The organism is Rhodococcus sp. EPR-157 (genome assembly GCF_001647195.1).
GTDB lineage: Bacteria > Actinomycetota > Actinomycetes > Mycobacteriales > Mycobacteriaceae > Rhodococcoides.
Genome location: NZ_LVCV01000667.1, coordinates 18,228 through 41,128, shown reverse-complemented (window position 1 = coordinate 41,128; position 22,901 = coordinate 18,228). Strand labels below are relative to the sequence as shown.

Annotated in this window: 17 protein-coding genes; 10 read left to right on the top strand and 7 right to left on the bottom strand. The window is 64.0% G+C overall.

The features are described from left to right. The first annotated feature begins 199 nt into the window (after nt 1–199). Both A2J03_RS28550 and A2J03_RS28545 read left to right on the top strand, forming a co-directional pair. A complete protein-coding gene (locus tag A2J03_RS28550; RefSeq protein ID WP_442971422.1) occupies nt 200–1,495 on the top strand; it encodes a DNA polymerase IV in 1,296 nt (431 codons plus the stop codon). A gap of 162 nt (nt 1,496–1,657) precedes the next feature. Next, a complete protein-coding gene (locus tag A2J03_RS28545; RefSeq protein ID WP_068381326.1) occupies nt 1,658–2,170 on the top strand; it encodes a hypothetical protein in 513 nt (170 codons plus the stop codon). 117 nt (nt 2,171–2,287) lie between these two features. Here A2J03_RS28545 and A2J03_RS28540 read toward each other — a convergent pair whose 3' ends face one another. Further along, nucleotides 2,288–3,052, bottom strand: coding sequence for a hypothetical protein (locus tag A2J03_RS28540; protein ID WP_068381323.1), 765 nt, complete (start codon nt 3,050–3,052; stop codon nt 2,288–2,290). Further along, entirely contained in the window at nt 3,037–3,948 is a 912-nt protein-coding gene (locus tag A2J03_RS28535) for a hypothetical protein (protein WP_068381353.1), read from the bottom strand. The genes A2J03_RS28540 and A2J03_RS28535 overlap by 16 nt, the downstream gene beginning before the upstream one ends. A gap of 125 nt (nt 3,949–4,073) precedes the next feature. Between A2J03_RS28535 and lspA the strand changes: the two genes are divergently transcribed. The 4 genes from lspA (at nt 4,074) to dnaE (ending at nt 10,070) form a co-directional block, all read left to right on the top strand. Next, a complete protein-coding gene (gene lspA, locus A2J03_RS28530) occupies nt 4,074–4,754 on the top strand; it encodes a signal peptidase II (RefSeq protein WP_068381320.1) in 681 nt (226 codons plus the stop codon). After that, entirely contained in the window at nt 4,751–5,677 is a 927-nt protein-coding gene (locus A2J03_RS28525) for an RluA family pseudouridine synthase (RefSeq protein ID WP_068381317.1), read from the top strand. The genes lspA and A2J03_RS28525 overlap by 4 nt, the downstream gene beginning before the upstream one ends. Continuing rightward, nucleotides 5,674–6,339: a hypothetical protein gene (locus A2J03_RS28520; RefSeq protein ID WP_068381314.1), complete on the top strand. Its 666-nt coding sequence runs from the start codon at nt 5,674–5,676 to the stop codon at nt 6,337–6,339. Before A2J03_RS28525 ends, A2J03_RS28520 begins: the two co-directional genes overlap by 4 nt. 194 nt (nt 6,340–6,533) lie before the next feature. Beyond that, nucleotides 6,534–10,070 (top strand): DNA polymerase III subunit alpha, encoded by a 3,537-nt coding sequence (gene dnaE / locus A2J03_RS28515; RefSeq protein WP_068381310.1) that lies wholly within the window; start codon nt 6,534–6,536, stop codon nt 10,068–10,070. Between the two features lie 148 nt (nt 10,071–10,218). Here the strand turns inward: dnaE and A2J03_RS28510 are convergent, their stop codons facing one another. Beyond that, on the bottom strand, nt 10,219–10,464 hold the full coding sequence (locus A2J03_RS28510) for a hypothetical protein (protein ID WP_068381306.1): 246 nt from the start codon (nt 10,462–10,464) through the stop codon (nt 10,219–10,221). Nucleotides 10,465–10,609: 145 nt separating this feature from the next. Between A2J03_RS28510 and A2J03_RS28505 the strand changes: the two genes are divergently transcribed. From A2J03_RS28505 to ilvA, 3 genes are read left to right on the top strand one after another with little or no spacing between them, the layout of a single operon-like run. Further along, nucleotides 10,610–11,044, top strand: a complete 435-nt coding sequence (locus A2J03_RS28505) for a nitroreductase family deazaflavin-dependent oxidoreductase (protein WP_068381295.1) — start codon at nt 10,610–10,612, stop codon at nt 11,042–11,044. 14 nt (nt 11,045–11,058) lie between these two features. After that, on the top strand, nt 11,059–12,834 hold the full coding sequence (locus A2J03_RS28500) for a pyruvate dehydrogenase (RefSeq protein WP_068381291.1): 1,776 nt from the start codon (nt 11,059–11,061) through the stop codon (nt 12,832–12,834). A gap of 43 nt (nt 12,835–12,877) precedes the next feature. Then, nucleotides 12,878–14,236, top strand: coding sequence for a threonine ammonia-lyase IlvA (ilvA, locus tag A2J03_RS28495; protein ID WP_068381289.1), 1,359 nt, complete (start codon nt 12,878–12,880; stop codon nt 14,234–14,236). Here ilvA and A2J03_RS28490 read toward each other — a convergent pair. Next, entirely contained in the window at nt 14,224–14,760 is a 537-nt protein-coding gene (locus A2J03_RS28490) for a TetR/AcrR family transcriptional regulator (protein ID WP_068381349.1), read from the bottom strand. The genes ilvA and A2J03_RS28490 overlap by 13 nt on opposite strands. Nucleotides 14,761–14,889: 129 nt before the next feature. On the opposite strand from A2J03_RS28490, the gene A2J03_RS28485 reads away from it, so the two are divergent. Then, entirely contained in the window at nt 14,890–16,431 is a 1,542-nt protein-coding gene (locus tag A2J03_RS28485; protein ID WP_068381346.1) for an MFS transporter, read from the top strand. Between the two features lie 46 nt (nt 16,432–16,477). Here A2J03_RS28485 and treZ read toward each other — a convergent pair whose 3' ends face one another. Genes treZ through glgX form a run of 3 tightly spaced genes read right to left on the bottom strand, consistent with a single transcriptional unit; the run spans nt 16,478 to nt 22,874 of the window. After that, complete coding sequence (treZ, locus tag A2J03_RS28480) at nt 16,478–18,214, bottom strand: malto-oligosyltrehalose trehalohydrolase (protein ID WP_068381288.1); 1,737 nt, start codon at nt 18,212–18,214, stop codon at nt 16,478–16,480. Next, complete coding sequence (gene treY, locus A2J03_RS28475) at nt 18,211–20,598, bottom strand: malto-oligosyltrehalose synthase (protein ID WP_068381287.1); 2,388 nt, start codon at nt 20,596–20,598, stop codon at nt 18,211–18,213. The genes treZ and treY overlap by 4 nt, the downstream gene beginning before the upstream one ends. A 5-nt stretch (nt 20,599–20,603) precedes the next feature. Further along, entirely contained in the window at nt 20,604–22,874 is a 2,271-nt protein-coding gene (gene glgX, locus A2J03_RS28470) for a glycogen debranching protein GlgX (protein ID WP_068381285.1), read from the bottom strand. Nucleotides 22,875–22,901: the final 27 nt, after the last annotated feature.

Below are 22,901 nucleotides of genomic sequence, written 5' to 3'. Positions count from 1 at the left end.
GTCGTGTACATCGACAAGGCGATAACTCGGTCGTTGTCAGCGAACGACGTCTATGCAGAGCACTGGGCCGAGCCGTCCCCGCGTCGTGCGGCTGCCGCTCTGGGCTTCGAGCTCGAAGGCATGTGATGCGAAGAGTGCGTACGGGTATCGTTCGGTCGTGATCGACTCTCGCAGTCGGCGCTGGGTGCTGCATCTCGACATGGATGCGTTCTTCGCCTCGGTCGAGCAGCTCACCAGGCCCACGTTGCGGGGCAGGCCAGTGCTTGTCGGCGGTGCGGGGGGCCGCGGGGTGGTGGCCGGATGCAGTTACGAGGCGCGCACGTTCGGAGCTCGATCGGCGATGCCGATGCATCAAGCGCGTCGACTCGTGGGTGCTTCAGCAGTGGTGCTGCCACCTCGTGGTGCGCTCTACCAGGCGTTGAGCAAACGCGTGTTCGACGGGCTGCGCGCGAGAATGCCGGTGCTGGAACAGTTGTCGATGGACGAGGCATTCGGTGAACCCGCCGAACTCGCGGGCGCGACTGCTGCCGAGGTGGTCGAGTTCTGCGAGATGCTGCGCGGTCTGGTCCTCGCCGAGACCGGACTCGTTGCCTCGCTCGGAGCCGGCTCGGGAAAACAGATCGCCAAGATCGCTTCGGGACTGGCCAAGCCGGACGGAGTCAAGGTGGTCACGCCTGCCGAGCAGACGGCGTTGATGGCCGCCTTGCCGGTCCGCAAGCTGTGGGGGATCGGACCTGTCGCCGATGAAAAGCTTCGTCGGCTCGGCATCGACACCATCGGGAAGTTCGTCGCGACCGATGAATCCGAGGTCGCGTCCATCCTCGGCGCGACGATCGGACCCAGTCTGCACAAGCTGGCGCGGGGAATCGACGACCGCGTCGTGGCAGAACGAGCAGAAGCGAAGCAAGTCAGCGCGGAGACGACGTTCGCGCACGACCTGGTGACTCTCGCGCAGTTGCGAAAGGCGGTGGAAGCGAGTGCGGATGCGGCCCATCGGCGTCTGCTCGAGGACGGCCGCGGTGCGCGCACCGTGGTACTCAAGCTACGCAAATCGGACATGAGCATCGTCACACGTTCGGTGACGCTGCCCTACGCGACCGTGGACAAGCAGACCCTCGTGGCCACTGCACAACGGCAGGTGCTCGATCCGGTGGAACTGGGGCCGATCCGCTTGGTCGGTGTCTCGTTCACCGGTCTGTCCGCGGTCCAACAGGGTTCGTTGTTTCCCGAGCTCGACTACCACTCGGAGGACCTGCTCGCGGCCGCCGGGACCGCGATCGAACCGGCGCCGACAGCGCGCGAGTACGGGGCGAAGTGGCATCCCGGCGTGGATGTAAGGCATCCTGAATACGGGCACGGATGGATCCAGGGGGCGGGACATTCCGTGGTGACAGTTCGCTTCGAGACCCGGTCCACCGGGCCGGGGCGAGCACGAACGTTCGCAGAGGACGACGCCATGCTCGTTGTGGCGGATGCTCTCGACAGCTTGGAATGACAGTGATTCCTACCGGTGAGTAGCCTCGCTCCTTTCCGCCCGAGTAGACGGATGGCATAGTGGAGCGGCCGGGACGAACTCAGGCCGACGTTGCTCAGAACCGCAACAGCAAGTGACCGAGAAGTAAAGACCGCGAGAAGTAAGACCGAAGGGACAGAGCACTTGAAGCTTCGTAACACCCGAAAGGCCGTAGTTGCCGGCGTCGCGATCGCCGCCGCGCTGACGATGACGGCGTGCAGCTCCGGAGGGGACGAAGAGACGCCGACGACCACGTCGGCATCCGCCGCCTCCTCGGCGTCCACCGCCCCCGAGCCGGCAGGCGACTACCCGCCCGTGCCCACTCCCGAAGAGCTCAATGCCGAACTGGCGCGCGGTTTGGATCCGGCTGTTCCGGTCGAGGAGAAGGCGCAGCTGATCCAGGGCGCCGAGGCCGATCCGGAGCTCATCAACCAGGTCGCGGCCGCAGCCGTCCAGAACGGTGCAACAATCGAGATCACCAGCGTCGACGACCTCGGCGACGGCACCCTGAACGCTGGCGCCACGCTGTCCATCAACGGTCAGGCCAATCCGGGTAGCTTCGTCTTCGTCGCCGAGAACGGTGTCTGGAAGCTGTCCAAGGCCAACGCGTGTGGATTTGTTCAGCTCGCGCAGCTGACGTCGCCCGCCTGCGCATAGTCGCCAGCTTGCGTTAGTCGACTGATTCGCTGCTGCACACGAGATCGTGCGCAGTTCCCGGTGCCGGTGTGGTGCTCCGATGAGGAGCACCACACCGGCACCGGTGCGTTCGGGGCACTAGACGCCCGCGTCGTTCCCTCTGATCCTGTCCGCTGCGGTCTTCGCGAGAGCGGTGAACGAGGCTGGATCCACGCCCTCTTGGCTGGTCACCACCAGTTGTACGACAGTGTGGTCGACCACGGCTACGACAGCGTCCGCCACCAACGTGTAGCCCTCGCTCGTCGTCTCCAGCCGCACCGAAGTGGACGCATCGCCGATCGTTTCCTGCTCGCGGGCACCGAGCCGATACTTCACGCCGACGCCGTCGGCGTCCGTGCCCGTGTACTCGGTGCACTGGGCGAAGGCGTTCTGAACCTCATCGAAGGCCGCGGCGGCGCCGCTGTCGGCATAGCTGGCCGCATCTTCGTCGATGGAGGAGAACTCGGGTCCCGAGTACCGAACCTCGGCGTCGGCGGACGCACCGGGAGACTGCTGCGCGACCGTGGCGAGCACGTCGGCGCACGACTGAGGATCGGTCCCGGAACGATCCTGTGCGTCGTAGTCGGGAGCCGGATCGAGTCCGAGATCGCGGACTGGATCCGGGATGACGGCGAAACCGTCGGGCACATCCGCGACGAGCAGCATCCTGGCGCTCAGAACGGTCGAGTCGGTGATGGGCGAGCCGTTGAGCGGTTGCGGTGCGACTACCCGAGGTTCCAGGTCGGCGAGCGGGGCCTCGTCGGGAGTGTCCTCGGCGGCGCCGCAGGCAGCGAGAACCGTGATGGCGACTGTCGACAGCGTCGTCGTCCAGATCGTGTGTCGGCGCCTCACTGTGTCGTCCATCGAAGGGTGTCGCTGATGTCCTGACGGAGCACGGTGGTGCCCTCCGGATCGCTGTACTGCTGGTTGCCGCCGACAGTGACCTCACCGGAGATGGGCAGCGGTTTACTCAGATCGATCTCGAGCGTTCCGGTGCCGGTCATGGTGTACGCGTCGATGGCCAACTGACCCGCGTCGTCCGGTAGCTCCAGCGTCGTCGACTCGGGCGTCTGCTCGATTCGAAGGTCGATGGTGAGGCGATCCCCGTTTCGCTCCCGGAGTGTCGCGGTAGTCCGCTGGTTGAGCGTGAGACCGCTGATGACCTGCTGATCTGCAGTCCAGACTGCACCGACACCCACATCGCCCTCCGGAAACGAGATGGAGCGATACACGGCTTGATTGAGGGCTTGTTCGATGGCCGCGCGGGCGGAGTCCTGCGCGGCCTCGGCGGGCGCGATCGAGAGCGCCGTCACCGCGCCGGTGTCGGTGACCGTCAACCCGGCTTCCGAGCCGTCGGCCGCTGCCAGTGCCTCGGTGAGTCGTTGGTCGGCCGATGTCGCACTACCTATTCGCAGGTCTACCGTGCGGTCCGAATCGGATTCGGGCGACTGCGCCGTGAGCGGCACCGTCAATTCCGGTGTGGAGAAGTCCTGAACCGACTGATCGTCGATCTGCTGGGTGACGGTCGAGCGGGTGGTCAGTAGAACCGACTGCTCGCCGGACAGGTCTTGCGTCAGCCGGCTTCGTGGCTCTGCTCCCGCGTCGACGACGGCCACCGTCACCGGGGTGACTGGGAGCGCCACTCCCGATGTCGTCGACGACGTTGCCGTGTCGGACGGTGCATCGTCGTCGGAGGCTCCACAACCGGCCAGGAGCGCGGTCACGGCGACTGCGGCGGCAAGAGCGCGAAGGCGTCGCATCGGGGTTTCGGAAGTCGAGATCACGGGACCAGGCTACGGATGCTCGACGACACCGCACGCAGGCGTGCGGTGTCGTCGCAGATGCGGGTGACAGGCGCAGGGCTTCGATGCGACATGATAGGGGTGTGAGTGACGACCGCCCGACCGATTCGCCCAGTCCAGATTCCAGCCCGGATACCGCTGCCGAAAGGCCGGAGACCGCTGCAGATGCGTCCGCCGCTGTGCCTGGACCGGCTTCGGACGTCGGCTCGGCCTCGGCAGCCTCAGGGGATCAGGCTCGACGACCACTGCGCACTCGGATGCTGATCGTGATCGCGTTTTTCATTCTCGCCTTCGACCTCGTCACCAAGATCGCGGTTGTGCACTTCATCGCGCCGGGTAGGCCGGTCGAGATCATCGGCGATGTGGTCACGCTGCGGCTGGTACGCAATCCGGGTGCCGCATTCTCGATGGCAACGGGCATGACGTGGCTCCTGACCATCGTTGCGATTTGTGTCGTCATCGCCGTGATTCGAATCGGCCGGACTCTACGTTCGCCGTGGTGGGCGATCGGACTCGGACTTGTTCTCGGCGGCGCGCTGGGAAATCTGATCGACCGCTTCTTCCGTTCTCCCGGGCCGTTGCAGGGGCATGTGGTGGACTTCGTTTCCGTCGGATGGTGGCCGGTGTTCAACGTCGCTGATTCTTCCATCGTGTGCGGCGCGATCCTGCTGGTTGCAGTGAGTCTGCTCGGCTTCGAGCCCAACGGAGAACGGGTGTCGTCGAAGAAGGACGTCGCCAATTCCGGTGCGGCGGAACAAAAGTGAGAGAGTCGCGCTCGATGCCGGTTCCCGACGGCCTGGACGGTATGCGGGTGGATGCGGGTGTGTCCAGATTGCTCGGCCTGTCGCGCACCGTCGTGGCGACGCTGGCGGAAGAAGGTTCGGTTGCGGTGAACGGCACCGCAGTCGGCAAGTCGGACCGATTGTCGGCCGGGTCGTGGATCGAAGTGGTTCTTCCCGAGCCTGCCCGTGAACTCACTGTCGAAGCTGTTCCCGTGGACGGCATGGAGATTCTGTACGCCGACGACGACATCGTTGCCGTCGACAAACCTGTCGGTGTCGCGGCCCATGCCAGTGTCGGGTGGACGGGGCCGACGGTCATCGGTGGTCTTGCCGCAGCCGGCTTCCGCATCTCGACGTCGGGAGCGCACGAGCGTCAGGGAATCGTGCACCGTCTCGACGTCGGGACGTCGGGAGTGATGGTCGTGGCGACCTCGGAACGGGCGTACACGTTGCTCAAGCGCGCGTTCAAGCAGCGGACCATCGAGAAGCGGTATCACGCACTCGTACAGGGGCATCCGGATCCGAGCAGCGGCACCATCGATGCGCCGATCGGGAGACACGGCAGCAACGACTGGAAGTTCGCCGTCCGGGCCGACGGCAAAGAGAGTGTGACCCATTACGACACGATCGAGGCTTTCCAGGCCGCCAGCCTGCTCGACGTCCATCTCGAAACCGGGCGCACCCATCAGATCAGAGTTCACTTTTCGGCCCTGCGGCACCCGTGTTGCGGCGACTTGACCTACGGTGCCGACCCACGCCTTGCCGAACGCCTCGGCCTCGAACGCCAATGGCTGCACGCCAAGTCGCTGGCATTCGCCCACCCGTCGGACGGTCGCTGGGTGGAGATCGAGAGTAAGTATCCGGCCGATCTCGAACATGCACTCGAGGTGCTGCGCTCGGCATGAGATGGGTGCGGGGAGTTGCCGAGGCATGCGCGCTCGTCGTGGTGACTCTTGTCCTGTTCGCGGTCGTCGGTGTCATGATCCCGCTGCCGCAGCCGGGAGTGAACACCGACCGACTCGGACCGGACAACGGTGAGACTGTCGCAAACTACACCTCGCGCTCCGTGCAGAGCGTGCAGGATGCGGCAGCCGACGAAGACCTTCATTGGGCGCTCGTGTCGTTTGCGGCCGCGACATCTCCCGCGACGGCCTACGAATCCGCAGGCGGCACACGAATTGCGCAGGTACTGATCCGCGTTCCGATGGACAGGGTCCAGACCCCGTCAATCGTGGTAGGGGTGCCCGGCACCGAGCAGTCGGTGCTGGCGTCCGAGGACACCGCAGCGTCCGGGCTGCACGGCTCGACCGGCCAATGGGATCGCCAATCGCAGATCGACGCGGCGTCGTTGCCTCGGCTGGCTGCCGGGTGCGACTGCGTAGTGGGTCTGGTGGTGCACGCGAGTGGGATCTCGTTGCGGTCGATCCAAGCGACGTCCGGTGTTCGCACAGTCGAGGCGCTACCGTCCGACGCTGTTGCCGGACGTTTCGCGGTCCGGGCGTTGCTACCGGACTACGTGGATGTCGTGGGCGCGCTGCCCGATGACGGACCGATCCCGCCGCCGTGAGGCATGCCTCCGTTCTCGATCGCGGCGCTCCCATCGGTCTCTTCCGTCACACCTGTCACGACGCGCCCAGGTGCGACACGCAGGTACGCGTGACACACCGCGAGTGCGGAAAAATCTGTCGGTTCCAGCGCCTAGAGTGAGGTGCACTTTGCGTCTCGACATATCGACCCGCTCGACCTTCAGGAGACAACTTCGTGGCTGACTCGTTCGTTCATCTGCACAACCACACCGAGTACTCGATGCTCGACGGGGCCGCCAAGATCGCGCCTATGTTCGCAGAGGCTGCGCGTCTCGAGATGACGGCAGTCGGAATGACCGACCACGGCAACATGTACGGCGCCAGCGAGTTCTACAACGAGGCCAAGAAGGCCGGAATCAAACCGATCATCGGTATCGAGGCGTACATCGCTCCCGAGTCGCGATTCAACAAGAAGCGCGTGCTGTGGGGCGATCGCAGCCAGAAGTCGGACGATGTCTCCGGTAGCGGCGCGTACACGCACATGACGATGGTCGCCGAGAACGCGACGGGCGTACGGAATCTCTTCAAGTTGTCGTCACTGGCCTCGATCGAGGGTCAGCTGGGCAAGTGGGCGCGCATGGACGAGGAGATCATCGCGACGCACGCCGAAGGGATCATCGCGACCCCCGGGTGCCCGTCGGGGGAGGTACAGACGCGGCTGCGTCTCGGCCAGGATCGAGAGGCCCTCGAAGCGGCAGCCAAATGGCAGGAGATCTGGGGCCCGGAGAACTTCTTCCTCGAGCTGATGGACCACGGTCTGTCCATCGAGCGGCGCGTGCGCGAAGGACTGATCGATATCGGCAAGAAGCTGTCGATCCCGCCTCTCGCTACGAACGACTGTCACTACGTCACCAAAGACGCAGCGGAAAACCACGAAGCGCTGCTCTGCATCCAGACCGGCAAGACCCTGAGCGATCCGACGCGATTCAAATTCGACGGCGACGGCTATTACCTCAAGTCCGCAGCAGAGATGCGGGCGCTGTGGGATGACGAGGTGCCCGGTGCGTGCGACAGCACGCTGCTGATCGCCGAGCGTGTCCAGCCGTACGACGACGTGTGGGCGCACCGCGATCGCATGCCCATCTTCCCTGTCCCGGAAGGCGATACCCAGGGATCGTTCCTGACCAAAGAGGTGGACCGCGGCCTCGAGTGGCGGTTCCCGGACGGTGTCCCTCAGGAATACCGCGATCGCGCCAAGTACGAGATCTCCGTCATTCTCGAGATGGGCTTCCCGGCGTACTTCCTCGTCGTCGGTGACCTCATCGCGTACGCACGTTCTGTCGGTATCCGCGTCGGACCGGGTCGTGGATCGGCAGCAGGCTCGCTCGTCGCGTACGCGATGGGCATCACCAACATCGACCCACTGCCGCACGGTCTGCTGTTCGAGCGATTTCTCAACCCCGAGCGCGTGTCCATGCCCGATATCGATATCGACTTCGACGATCGTCGTCGTGGCGAAATGGTGCGGTATGCCACCGAGAAGTGGGGCAGTGACCGCGTCGCGCAGGTCATCACGTTCGGAACCATCAAGACCAAGGCCGCCATCAAGGACTCTGCGCGCGTGCAGTTCGGCCAGCCGGGATTCGCGATCGCCGACCAGATCACCAAGGCGCTTCCACCGCCCATCATGGCCAAGGACATCGCGGTGGCAGGCATCACCGATCCGGCGCACGAGCGGTACAAGGAAGCGACCGAGGTCCGAGCGCTCATCGACTCGAATCCCGATGTCGCCACCATCTACAAGACGGCCCGCGGGCTGGAAGGGCTGATTCGAAACGCCGGCGTTCACGCCTGCGCGGTCATCATGTCCTCGGAGCCGCTGACCGACGCCATTCCGGTGTGGAAGCGAGCGCAGGACGGCGCGATCATCACCGGCTGGGACTACCCGTCGTGCGAGGCCATCGGTCTGCTCAAGATGGACTTCCTCGGGCTGCGCAACCTCACCGTCATCGGTGACGCCATCGACAACATCAAGAGCAATCGCGGGGTCGACGTCGACCTCGACACGCTCAGCCTCGACGACCCCGCGACGTACGAATTGTTGGCCCGCGGAGACACACTCGGTGTGTTCCAGTTGGACGGTAGCGCCATGCGGGATCTCCTCCGCAGGATGCAGCCGACGGGGTTCGAGGACATCGTCGCCGTCCTGGCGTTGTACCGACCCGGCCCGATGGGCATGAACGCGCACAACGACTATGCCGACCGCAAGAACGGTCGCCAAGAAGTAAAGCCGATTCACCCTGAGCTCGAGGAACCGCTCGCCGAAATCCTCAAGGACACCTACGGCCTGATCGTGTATCAGGAGCAGATCATGCAGATCGCGCAGAAGGTCGCCGGGTATTCGCTCGGCCAGGCCGATCTGCTGCGACGCGCCATGGGTAAGAAGAAGCTCTCGGTGCTGGAAGAGGCATACGCAGGGTTCCGGCAGGGAATGCTGGACAACGGCTTCTCCGAAGCAGCCATCAAGGCGTTGTGGGATACCGTTCTGCCGTTCGCGGGCTACGCGTTCAACAAGTCGCATGCGGCCGGATACGGGCTCGTGTCGTACTGGACCGGATACCTCAAGGCGAACTATCCCGGCGAATACATGGCCGGTCTGCTCACCAGCGTCGGCGACGACAAGGACAAGTCGGCCATCTACCTCGCCGACTGCCGCAAGCTCGGAATCACCGTGCTTCCACCCGATGTCAACGAATCCGAGCTCAACTTCGCTTCCGTCGGCAAGGACATCCGCTTCGGTCTCGGAGCAGTCCGCAACGTCGGTACCAACGTCGTGGCGTCGATCATCCGCGCGCGGGAAGAGAAGTCCAAGTACACCGACTTCTCCGATTACCTGAACAAGATCGATGCGACCGCGTGCAGCAAGAAGGTCACCGAATCGCTGATCAAGTCGGGAGCGTTCGACTCACTCGAACATCCTCGCAAGGGCTTGATGCTCATTCACGCCGACGCGATCGACGCGGTGATGGGAACGAAGAAGGCCGAAGCAATCGGCCAGTTCGACCTCTTCGGAGGTGAGGACGCGGACGAGTCCATTTCCGCCGTGTTCAACGTCCGTGTGCCCGACGAGGAATGGGAATCGAAGCATCGCCTGGCGCTCGAGCGCGAAATGCTGGGCCTGTACGTGTCCGGTCACCCGCTACTCGGTGTCGAGCACATGCTCGCCGCTCAGTCGGATACGAACATCCCGGCGATTCTCGAAGGGGACGTCAAGGACGGTACGCAGGTGACCATCGGCGGCATCCTCGCCTCGGTCAACCGTCGAATCAACAAGAGTGGACTGACGTGGGCCTCGGCCCAGTTGGAAGACCTCGTAGGCGGTATCGAGGTGCTGTTCTTCCCGCAGTCGTACTCGGTGTTCGGCGCAGACGTCACCGAGGACTCGGTGGTGCTCGTCAAGGGCAGGGTGTCGGTTCGAGACGATCGCATCTCGCTCATCGCCAACGACCTTGCTGTCCCTGACCTTTCGGCCGTGGGCGTCGCGAAGCCCCTTGCGGTCAGCCTCCCGACACGTCAATGCACGGCCGACAAGGTCGGAGCCCTCAAGAAGATCCTGATGAGCCACCCCGGCACCTCCGACGTTCACCTTCGACTGGTCAGTGGTGACAAGGTCACGGCGATGAAGCTCGACGACAGCTTGCGGGTTACCCCGACGTCGGCGCTGATGGGTGATCTGAAAGCTCTGCTCGGGCCGGGATGCCTTACCGGGTGAGTCGTTCGGCGGGGTTCGGGACCGAATGAGTCGTTCGGTCACCGTGGGTGCCGGGCTGCGCAGGTTGCAGCGCAGGCGCGTGTTGCAACCTGAGCGTGGGCTGGAAGTTGCGCGTTCAGCCCGTCAGGTGACCGAATGAGTCGTTCGGTCACCGTGGGTGCCGGGCCGCGCGACGCTCGACGATAAGCAACGTCCACCAGGCCACCACCGTCGAGGCGGCGCTGGTGAGGACAGCCACCTGCAGCGATGTGGTGAGCGCGAGCGCGCCGAGGAAGACGAGGGCGCCGAGGACGAGTGCTTCGATCTTGTACACCGGCCAGTCGGTACCTGCGATGTCGACGGTGCTCGTGCTGGCGCGTCGACGCGTCCACGTGCTGAGAGTTGCGTGGGTCACAAGAGTTCACTCCGTTCGGCATTGCTGCGTACCCATGTCAGGGTATACGCACGAGAAGATTCGGTCCACCGAACTTCCGGGATTCGACCGACGTGGATGCTGGGGTCGGTGGCGTTGTGCGGGTGTCGGGTGTTGACTGGATGTCATGCCATTGACCGGAGAATACGAACCGAGCACATCGGACTGGGCCCGCGAACAAGCCGAACTTCTCGAAGGTTCCGGCGGTACTGAGGGAACCAGCCTCAACGGAATGCCAGTCATCTTACTGACGACCAAGGGCAACAAGTCCGGCAAACTTCGGAAGACACCGCTGATGCGCGTCGAACACGACGGTGAGTACGCAGTCGTCGCGTCGCTGGGCGGTGCCCCGAAGCATCCTGTGTGGTACTTCAACATCAAAGCCGAGCCACACGTCGAGTTGCAGGACGGCACCGAGAAGGCCGATTACGTCGCCCGCGAGGTGACCGGCGACGAGAAGGCACTCTGGTGGGAGCGCGCAGTCGAGGCATACCCCGATTACGCCGAATATCAGAAGAAGACCGATCGAGAAATCCCTGTGTTCGTATTGACCAAATCCTGAGGGAGACCAGCAAGTTGAGAAACGAGACCGTCGCCGACCAAATCGTCACGCAACTGATCGAGGCGGGTGTCGAGCGAATCTACGGAATAGTCGGGGACAGTCTCAATCCGATCGTCGACGCGGTCCGCCGAAGTGGGGGAGCGAAGGCCGGCGGGCTCGACTGGATACACGTTCGCCACGAGGAAGCGGCCGCATTCGCAGCGGCCGCGGAGGCTCAGCTGACGGGCAAGCTCGCGGTGTGTGCTGGGTCGTGTGGACCGGGCAACCTGCACCTCATCAACGGCTTGTACGACGCCACTCGCTCGGGTGCGCCCGTGTTGGCTATCGCGTCACACATCCCGAGCGCGCAGATCGGTTCGAGTTTCTTCCAAGAAACTCATCCGGACCGCTTGTTCGTCGAGTGTTCGGTTTACGCGGAGCTGATCAGCACGCCCGAACAGTCTCCACGGGTGGTGCATTCGGCTCTGCAACATGCTATCGGCAAGTCCGGGGTCGCGGTGGTGACACTGCCCGGTGACATCGCCGACGAGCCGATCGGCCGGGCGGCTCCGGCGTTCGTCCGGACCGCGACACCGTCGCTGGTGCCCGCGGCGGAGGACGTCGAGACGCTGGCTGCAGCAGTGAACGCGGCTGGGACCGTAGCTATCTTCGCCGGCGCGGGTGTTCGCGACGCTCGTCCGGAACTGCTGGAATTCGCCGAGAAGGTGGGCGCGCCGATCGGACATTCACTCCGCGGCAAGGAGTTCGTGCAGTACGACAATCCGTTCGACATCGGCATGACCGGGTTGCTCGGCTACGGCGCAGCCCACGACGGAATTCACGACGCCGATCTTCTCCTGCTGATCGGGACCGACTTTCCGTACGACCAGTTCCTCCCCGCCGATGTCCGCACGGCCCAGATCGACAGCGCAGCCGAAAAGCTGGGGCGCCGAACGAGTCTTGATCTCGCGGTCCACGGTGACTCGAAGAGCACGTTGGCTGCCCTGCTGCCGTTGGTGGAGCGAAAGACCGACCGGAAGTTCCTGGAGCGGACTCTCGATCGGCACGACAAGCTCATGACGAAGGTCGTCGGTGCGTACACCAAGCCGGTCAAGCAGCGCACGCCCATTCACCCCGAGTACGCGGCATCCATTCTCGACGATCTCGCCGCCGAGGACGCGATCTTCACCGCCGACACCGGCATGTGCAACGTGTGGACGGCGCGCTATCTCAACCCCAACGGACAACGACGATTCATCGCTTCGGCCCTGCACGGCTCGATGGCCAATGCGCTGCCCCATGCGATCGGCGCGCAGGTGGCATTCCCGTCGCGGCAGGTGGTCTCCATGTCCGGCGACGGTGGGCTGTCGATGCTCCTGGGCGAATTGGTGACGGTAGCGATGTATCGGTTGCCGGTGAAGATCGTCGTGTTCAACAATTCGACGCTCGGGATGGTGAAGCTCGAGATGTTGGTCGACGGTATTCCAGACTTCGGCGTGGACGTCCCCGCCACCGATTATGCGGCCGTGGCCGCAGCGCTGGGCATCTTCTCGCGGAGGATAGAACAGCCAGGTGATCTGGAATCCGGGATTCGTGCCGCACTCGATCATGACGGTCCGGCGCTGGTGGACATCGTCACCGATCCCAATGCTCTGTCGTTGCCGCCCAGCATCACCGGTGAGCAAGTGAAGGGGTTCGCCCTTGCCATGTCGCGGATGGTGATGAACGGCGGCGTCGGGGAAGCGGTCCAGATGGCGAAGTCGAATCTGCGGAACGTGCCGCTTCCTTCGCAGTTTTCGCCTCGTGGCTAGTCCCGGTTAGGAGCCGAATCGGCGCTGGTGGCAGCATGGACGGGTGTCCAACTCGTCTGACGTCGTGTCCAGCAGTCGATCGTTCGCAGTGTCTGCGGACGACATCGATGTGGCTGCTCGTCGAATTTCGGACGTCGTCGCGGCAACGCCGCTGCAGTTCTGCGAGCGCCTGTCCGCTGCCACCGGCGCGAATGTCTACCTCAAACGTGAAGATCTCCAGATCGTTCGCTCGTACAAGATCCGCGGTGCATACAACCTGATGGCGCAGCTGGCGCCTGAGGAGTTGGCTGCCGGCGTCGTCACGGCGAGCGCAGGAAACCATGCGCAGGGCGTCGCGTTCGCGTGCCGTTCGATGCAGGTACGCGGGCGAATCTACGTGCCGGTCAACACTCCGAAGCAGAAGCGCGACCGGATCCGCGTGCACGGCGGCCCGTTCGTCGAGCTCATCGTCGTCGGGGAGACCTTCGACGACGCGGCCGCGGCTGCAGCGCAGGACGCCGCTCGCACCGGTGCGACGATGGTCCCGCCGTTCGACGACGAGCGGACGGTGGCGGGTCAGGGAACTATCGCTGCCGAGATCGTCGAGCAACTGGGTGCGGCCCCGGACACCGTTGTCATGCCGGTCGGCGGCGGCGGATGCATCGCGGGGATCTCGACCTATCTGCGGGAGCGTTCACCCGCCACTGCGCTGGTCGGAGTCGAACCGTCGGGTGCGGCATCGATGACTGCGGCCTTGATTGCGGGCGGACCGGTGACGTTGTCCGATATCGATCCTTTCGTCGACGGTGCCGCCGTCCGCCGAATCGGCGATGTTCCCTACGAAGCTCTACGGCTGCTCGGCGCGGAAGTGGTGTCGCACGCGTCGCTACCTCTGGTGGCAGTGCCGACGTTCCCCGCACGCAGCGACGCGTTCGGACCGTTCGTTATGACGCAGGTCGACGAGGGTGCGATCTGCACGGCGATGCTGGAGCTGTACCAGAACGAAGGTGTGATCGCCGAGCCTGCGGGCGCGCTGAGTGTCGCTGCGCTGAAGCAAATCTCGGTCACACCGGGAAGCACCGTGGTGTGCTTGATATCGGGCGGCAACAACGATGTGTCCCGCTACGGGGAGATTCTCGAGCGATCACTGGTCCACCTCGGGCTCAAGCACTACTTCCTGGTCGACTTTCCGCAGGAACCCGGAGCGCTACGGAAATTCCTCGATGAGGTTCTCGGTCCGGACGACGACATCACACTGTTCGAGTACGTCAAACGCAACAATCGGGAGACCGGTGCGGCGCTGGTCGGAATCGAACTCGGGGTTGCAACGGGATTGAGCGCGTTGCTCGAACGCATGCGTGCGTCCCATCTCGGGGTAGAACAACTGGAACCGGGTTCGCCGGCCTACCGCTACTTGACGTGATCTGGTCCGAGTAGCCGCTCGACGACTCGTTGGTGCAGGTCCGGGTCGACGGGCGGCAGATCCAGCAACGCCCCGAGGTAGATGCCGTCTCCGACGAGTCGGACGATTTCGGCGGTCACCGGATCGCTGATCTCGGTACGTAGTCCTTCGTCCCACAAGCGCATGACTTCGGTGACGGCCTGGTGAATCTCTCCGGGATTGCCGTCGACGCTGCGCAGTACCGCGAGCGTGGACCGGTAGAGCGCTGTCTCCTTGTCGGAGATGGATGCAGGGGGTTGCAGATACCACTGAGCGACGGAGGTGCCGCCTTCGCCGGCCAGGGCGCGCTGCTCGTCGGACCGTTCGCCCAGGCGTCGCACCATCGCGGCGATCATCGCGTCCTTGGTGTTGAAGTGGTACAGCAAACCGCCCTTGGATACTCCGGCTTTTGCTGCGACGTTCTCGAGCGTCACTTTCGTCAGGCCCTGGTCGAGCAGCATCTCTTCCAGGGCGTCGAGGATTCGGTCTCGGGTGTCGGACGACATGGTGCCCACTCTACTAAATCGCGCTTTACCGGCTGGACGGTTCACTGTAGCCTTGTTGCTGTACCGGCTGGACGGTTCAGCGGTCGCAGAAGTTATGAGGAGAAGAAGCACGTGAGTGAGGTGCACAGCATGGAGCCCCAGTCTGCACATGCCCAGTCGGCACAGGCCCAGTCCGGAGATTCGCAGGGGTCGGCGACGCTCAAAGACTGGCTCGGCCTCGTCGTCCTTGCGTTCGCGGTACTGCTGATCGCTGTAGACGGGACTGTGCTGGACCTGGCGCTCCCGTTCATCAGCTCGGATCTGGCACCGACCAGCAACCAGTTGCTCTGGATCATCGACGTGTACTCGTTCGTGCTTGCCGGTCTGCTCATCACGATGGGCACCCTCGGCGACCGTGTCGGTCGGCGCAAGCTGCTGCTGATCGGCGCGGCCGGATTCGGGATTGCGTCCGTGGTGGCTGCGTTCTCGACGAGCCCGGAGATGCTGATCGCGGCCCGCGTGCTGCAAGGCGTGTCGGGTGCGACCTTGATGCCGGCAACGCTCGGATTGATCAGAACGATCTTCACCGATCCGCGGCAACGGGTCATGGCGATCGGACTGTGGGGTGCAATGGCAGGTGGCGGAGCGGCCGCGGGTCCGCTCGTCGGCGGTTGGCTGCTCGAGCATTTCTGGTGGGGATCGGTGTTCCTGATCAACATTCCGGTCATGCTTGCGCTGATCGCAATCGGTCCGCTGGTGATTCCCGAGTCGAAGGACCCGAACCCCGGCAAATTCGACCTGATCAGTTCCGGTCTGTCGATGCTCGCCCTGGTGCCGTTGGTCTACGCAGTGAAGGAAACAGCGGCACATGGCATCAGTGTGGCGAACAGTGCCGCTGCAGCCGTAGGAATCGTCGCGGGCATCGCGTTCGTGCGGCGGCAGAAGCGGCTGGCCGATCCGATGATCGACCTCCGGTTGTTCGCGAACCCGTCGTTCTCGACTGCGGTGTTCACCAACTTCCTGTCGGTGTTCGCCTTGGCGGGCGTGCTGTTCTTCGGTGCCCAATACTTGCAGCTGGTCCTCGGCAACAGCCCGCTCGAGGCGGGCCTGCTCTTGCTGCCCGGCACGGCGTCGAGCATCGTGACATCACTGGTAGCTGCCTACCTGATCCGAATCTGGTCCACGAGAACGGTGCTGGGGGCAGGACTCGCAGCGGCGGCCGTCGGTGCAGCGTTGTTGTTCGGGCTTCGGGTGGACAGCGGGCCGACGCTGTTCATTCTCGGGTTCGTTCTCGTCGGTGCGGGCGCAGGTATCGCCTTGACGTTGACGTCGAACCTTGTGGTCGATGCGGTCGAACCCGAACGAGCAGGTGCGGCGTCGGCTGTGTCCGAGACGGCCTACGAACTGGGTATCGCGTTGGGTGTCGCCGTCCTGGGCACCGTGGTGATGTCGTTCTTCCGGCGTGGGCTCGATGTGTCGAACTTGGGCGGCGAGCAGGCGGATTCGGCGCAGGAAACGCTCGGTGGCGCCATCGCGCTTGCGCGCACGTTGCCGGGTGATGCGGGGGATGCGCTGGCGAACTCTGCGCACGTGGCATTCGTCGATGGCATGCACGCCGCGTCGATCGCGACGGCCGTCGCAATGGCGATCACCGCGATCGTCGTTCTAGTGCGGCTTCGCCGCCGTAACTGAAGACCGACAGCGGGTGGTCATTGCGCGCAATGACCACCCGCGTCGATTAGCGGCGTGCGGACAGAATCGCGAACGAATGCCCGGGAATCCTTGTCGACGAGCCGGTCTCGTCCGAGACTGGCTCGTCCCACGCGAGCAGCAACGATCCGCCCACGGGCACGGTGACCTCGTTCTCGGACAGGTTGCACACCACCCGGAGCGAGCCCCGGTACATCACGATCCAGCGTTCGTCCTCGTCGTAGTCGATCCGCAGGTGCTCCAGCCACGGATCGGTCAGATCCGCATGCTCGCGGCGCAATGCGAGCAATCCCCGGTAGGCATCGAGAAGCCGTGCGTGATCAGCTGTTCCGAGCTCGGACCAGTCGAGCTTGGATCGGGTGAACGTGTCCGGATCCTGTGGGTCGGGTATGTCGGCCTTGTCCCAGCCATGTTCGGCGAACTCGGCCTTGCGTCCTTCGGCAGTGGCCTTTCCGAGCTCTGGTTCGGGGTGCGAGGTGAAGAATTGGAACGGAGTCGATGCTCCCCATTCTTCGCCCATGAACAGCATCGGCGTGTACGGCGACGCCAACACCAACGCAGCTTTGACGGCGAGCTGACCGGGCGAGAGGTAGAACCCGGGGCGATCTCCGATTGCGCGGTTGCCGACCTGGTCGTGTGTCGTCGTGTACGTGACGAACGAACTCGCTGGAATGCGCCTCGTATCGACGGGACGCCCATGGGTGCGGCCACGGAAGCTGGAGTAGGTACCAGCGTGAAAGAAGCCCTGCCGCAACGTGTTCGCGAGTCCCTGAAGTGACCCGAAATCTCCGTAATAGCCTTGGCGCTCACCGGAGACCGCGGCGTGGATCGCATGGTGGATGTCGTCGTCCCACTGTGCGTCCAGTCCGTATCCACCGCCCGATCGTGCCGTCACCAGGTTCGGATCGTTCAGATCGCTTTCCGCGATCAGCGTCAGCGGTCGCCTGAGATGGGCCGCCAGCGTACGAGTCTCGACGGTCAGTTCCTCGAGCAGATGTACCGCAGTGTGATCGACGATGGCGTGTACGGCATCGAGTCGTAGGCCGTCGATATGGAATTCTGCGAACCACCGCAGTGCGTTCTCGATCGCGTACCGCCGTACGACGCCGGAGTCGGCCTCGGCGTAGTTGATCGCCTGACCCCAGCTGTTGGCGCCCTGCGCCATGTACGGACCGAACCGCTCGAGGTAGTTGCCGGACGGCCCGAGGTGGTTGTACACGACGTCGAGGATCACGCCGAGACCTCGGCTGTGGCAGGCGTCGACGAGCCGCTGCAGACCGTCGGGGCCGCCGTATGCCTCGTGAACGGTGTACCAGAGCACCCCGTCGTAACCCCAGTTGTGAGTTCCGTTGAACCCGTTGACCGGCATGACCTCCACGAACGTCACCCCGAGGTCGACGAGGTGATCCAACCGATCGATCGCTGCGTCGAAAGTCCCTTCGACAGTGAAGGTTCCGATGTGCAGTTCGTAGATCACACCGCCTTGAAGCTGTCGGCCGGTCCACGACGAGTCGGTCCAGACCGACTCGTCGAGGCGGTGCAACTGCGAGGGCTTGTGCACGCCGTCCGGCTGCCGCGGCGATCTGGGATCGGGTAGGACGGTGGGGTCGTCGTCGAGCACGAAACCGTAGCGGGCGTCGGAGGAGGCGTCGACGTCGGCAGACCACCATCCGTAATCGCCCCGGTGCATCGGATGCAGAGAACCGTCGACGTTCAGGCGGACGGTGTCCGGCGTCGGTGCCCAGACTTCGAAGCGATGCGTCATGCGTCGTGCTCTCCTAAGATGTCGCCTTCGGATACTTCGCGAACCAGCAGTGCCACCGGCAATGCGGCAAACACTGTGTCCGCCTGTATGTCACCGCTGTACACCGTGTCGGTCAACCGGTCTCGCCAGCGACCTTCGGGGAGTACCACCGATGTCGATCCCCAACCCTGCGAGGCCAGAGTCAGCGAGTGGCGCGTGGCGAGGGCGATGACGTCAGGGTTGCCCGTCACCGGCCCGCGAGCGAAACCGATCACGTGTGTCGACGCGGATCCGGTCGCGTTCACCGGGGCGTAGGTGCCACCGACGAAGCTGTCCGGCCGGTCACGGCGCAACCGCAGCGCTGCGCGCACGACCCGGAACTTGGCCGCTCCGGTGACGTCGACGAGAGGTACCGACGTGTCCGAGAGGCGTTGTCGGCGAACGGTGTAGTCGACGGGGCGTCGATTGTCGGGATCGACGAGGGAGTCCTCCCAGAGCTCCGTGCCCTGATAGACGTCGGGCACCCCTGGACCGACGAGGTGCAAAAGCTTCTGCCCCAACGAATCACTGCGGCCGTGTGGGTCGAGTCGCGCCACGAGCATCGTGACCGAGTCTGCGATCGTGCCCTGCAGAATCGAATCCAACCACGCGTGAACGGACTTCTCGAATGCCTCGTCCGGCTCGCTCCAGTTGGTTCGAAGGCCGGCCTCGCGCAGCGCCTTCTCGGCATAGGCGTGGACGCGCGAGCGCAGTTCCTCGTCGATCCGTCCGTCTGCAGGCCACACCCCGAACAGGTTCTGCCACAGGAACAGTCCGCTGGCCCCGTCAGGACTCGGCGCCAGCAATTCCCAGTCCGCGATGCATCGCGCCCACAATTGGGGAGTCTGCGACAGAACGCCGATGCGTGCGCGTACGTCCTCGCCTCGCTTGGTGTCGTGGGTGGACAGAGTGGTCATCGCAGCAGGCCATCTCACCGCTCGATCGGCGTTCGCGAGGTGGAATGCGGCGGGACTCACGCCGAACGCACCCGGGTCGCCGCCGACTTCCTGTAACGAGACCAATCGAGTAGCGCGGTAGAACAGGCAGTCCTCGACGCCCTTCGCAGTGACGGCTCCGCAGACCTGTTCGAAGCGCACTGCGGATTCGCCATCCGAGATCAAGGCTGCCGTGAGGGCATCGATGCCTACGCCCAGTCCGGACTGTTCCTCGGCCAGCGTTCCGATCACCCGGCCGATGGTTCCTGCGAGCGGTGCGTAGTCGGATCGGTAGTACGGCATACTTGCGACCACGGCAACGATCGCGTCGACGACCGGCTCGAGGTCGACATCGGTGCCGGATTCGCGGATCACGCAGCGTGCCAGGCGTCTGACCTCGGGTGCGAGGTCCCCGCGCGCGACCGAGGTCTTGAGAGCTTCCTCGGTGGAGTGAAGCCACGACGCATCGTCGCTCGTCCCCGTGCGCGCCTTCGACAGCTCCAGCAGACCATCGGCACCGGACGCGTCGATGAACACCCCGCCCAGATCTGCGAGGGCGTCGTAGCCGGTGGTGCCGTCGACCGGCAGAGATTCGTCCAGTGGTTCTCCGCGCGCGAGGATCTTCTCGATCACCAACCAGCGGTCCTGGCCGATGAGTTCACGGAGTTCGATGAGATAGGTCGCGGGATCCGCCAGCCCGTCCGGGTGGTCGACTCGAAGTCCGTCGACGAGACCGTCGGTCATCCAGCTTGCGACCTGGCTGTGCGAGCGGGTAAAGACATCCAAGTCCTCCTGGCGGAGACCGGCGAGTCCGTTGACGGAGAAGAACCGTCGATAGCCGACGAGTCCGGCCTTCCAACTCACGAGCCGGTAGGCCTGGCGCGCGTGTACCGATTCCGGGTCTCCGCTATCGGTTCCGTCCGCGATCGGGAATCGATGCTCGTAGTAGGCCAACAGCGGCTTCTCACCGGAGCGATCGACCGTCAGTTCCTTGGAGTCTTCGTCGGAGCCGAGAACGGGCAGGGCGATCTTGCCGTCGGCTCCATTGTCGGGCGCCCAGTCGATGTCGAAGAAATCTGCGTACTCCGACAAGCGGCCTTTGCCCAGAACGTCCCACCACCACGCGTTCTGCCGCGGGTCGTCGACGCCCACATGGTTGGGCACGATGTCGACGATCACGCCCATACCGCGTGAGTGCAATTCTGCAGCCAATGCTTCGAACGCTTCGCGGCCACCGAGGGCAGCGGAGACGGTCGTAGGGTCGACGACGTCGTAGCCATGCGTCGAACCCTCGGTAGCGGAGAGGATCGGCGACAGATATGCATGGGTGACGCCGAGGTCGTCGAGATAATCGACGATGTCTCGGGCGTCGTCGAGAGTGAACTGGTCCCCTCGCAGTTGTAGTCGATATGTGCTGGAGGGGATCGGCATATTCTTCAGTCCGTCTTTCGTAGAACGAGTAGCGACCGGGCGGCCACTTCGACTGGTGTACCCGCTTCTATGACATTCTCACTTGCCCCGGTGGGAACGGCGGTGTCGAGAGCCACCGTCCATTCGTTGGCGTATTCACCGTCCGGCGTCAGGAACTCGATGGCTTCGTGGTGGGCGTTGAAGCACAGCAGGAACGAGTCGTCGACGACGCGTTCGCCGCGCTGGTTGGGCTCGGGGATTCCTTCGCCGTTGAGGAAGACGGTGAGACTCTTCCCGAAACCACTGTCCCAGTCCTCCGGGGTCATCTCCTCACCTGCTGGGGTGAGCCACGCTATGTCGCGGGCCTGTTCACCGCTGCGGATGGGGAGTCCTTCGAAGAATCGTCGACGACGGAACACCGGGTGATTCTTGCGCAGCGCGATAGCTGCCCTGGTGAACTCGATGAGATCGGCGTTGGTCTCGGCGAGTGACCAGTCCATCCATGCCAGTTCCGAGTCCTGGCAGTAGACGTTGTTGTTGCCCTGCTGTGTTCGCCCGAGTTCGTCGCCGTGTGCGATCATCGGCGTGCCCTGACTCAGCAGGAGCGTCGCCATGATGTTGCGAATCTGACGCCCACGAAGATCGAGGATCTCTGGATCGTCGGTCGGGCCTTCGACGCCGCAGTTCCACGACCGGTTGTGGCTCTCACCGTCGTTGTTGTTCTCGCCGTTCGCGTCGTTGTGCTTCTCGTTGTACGACACGAGGTCGTTCAGCGTGAAGCCATCGTGCGCGATTACGAAGTTGATGCTGGCACCCGGCCGCCTGCCGGTGGCCTCGTACAGGTCCGAGGATCCGGTGAGGCGCGACGCGAACTCGCCGAGGGTGGCCGGCTCGCCGCGCCAGTAGTCGCGCACGGTGTCGCGGTACTTGCCGTTCCACTCGGTCCACAGACCGGGGAAGTTGCCGACCTGGTAACCGCCCTCGCCGATGTCCCACGGCTCGGCGATGAGCTTGACCTGACTGACGACTGGATCCTGCTGCACCAGGTCGAAGAACGCAGAGAGTCGGTCGACGTCGTGCAACTCGCGGGCAAGGGTGGACGCGAGGTCGAAGCGGAAGCCGTCGACGTGCATTTCGGTGACCCAGTAGCGGAGCGAGTCCATGATCAGTTGCAGCGTGTGCGGGTGACGGGCGTTGAGGCTGTTACCCGTTCCGGTGTAGTCCATGTAATGCGCGTAGTCACCGTCGACGAGTCGGTAGTACGCGGCGTTGTCTATTCCGCGGAAGCTGATGGTCGGCCCCATGTGATTGCCCTCGGCGGTGTGGTTGTAGACCACGTCGAGGATCACTTCGATACCGGCGGCATGGAACTCGCGCACCATGGCCTTGAATTCGGTAACGGCTCCGCCGGCCGTCGGGTTCGAGGAGTAGTCGGCGTGCGGCGCGAGGAAACCGAAGGTGTTGTAGCCCCAGTAGTTACGCAGGCCCTTGTCGATGAGCGTCTGATCCTGCATGAACTGGTGCACCGGCATGAGTTCGATCGCGGTGATGCCGAGGTTCTTCAGGTGCTCGATGATCGACGGGTGCGCAAGCCCCGCGTAGGTACCTCGCAGCGATTCCGGAACGTCCGGATGTGCGACGGTCATGCCCTTGACATGAGCCTCGTAGATGACCGTCTCGTGGTACGGACGGCGGGGCGCACGGTCGGCCTGCCAGTCGAAGAACGGGTTGATGACGACGCTGGTCATCGTGTGGCCCAGCGAATCGTACTGAGGGAAGTCGTTTCGCGGCGTCTCGTCGTGTGCGACCGGATCAGGTTCGACGACCTCGTCGTTCGGATCGATCAGATCGGCCTCGTCTTCGAACGGCTTCGCGTCCGGGTCCGCTGCCGGTTCGGGCTGGGGCTGGGGCTCGGGTGTGTCGAGACTGTACGAGAAGAGCGAGCGGTCACCGTCGAACTCGCCCTCGAACGCCTTGCCGTACGGGTCGAGGAGGAGTTTGCTCGGATCGCAGCGATGCCCCTGCGCGGGATCCCACGGTCCGTGAACGCGGTATCCGTACTTCTGGCCCGGGATGACCGATGGCAGGTACGCGTGCCAGACGTAGCCGTCGGACTCCTCGAACCGGATGCGCGTTTCGGTGCCGTCGTTGCTGATCAGACACAGATCGACGGCCTCGGCAACCTCGGAAAACAGAGCGAAATTCGTACCGGCGCCGTCGTAGGTGGCTCCCAGCGGATATGCCGAACCCGGCCATACTTCGATCGCGGGCGATTCGGAGGGTGCTTCGACAGACATGGATGAAACCCTACTGTGAGCGGATGG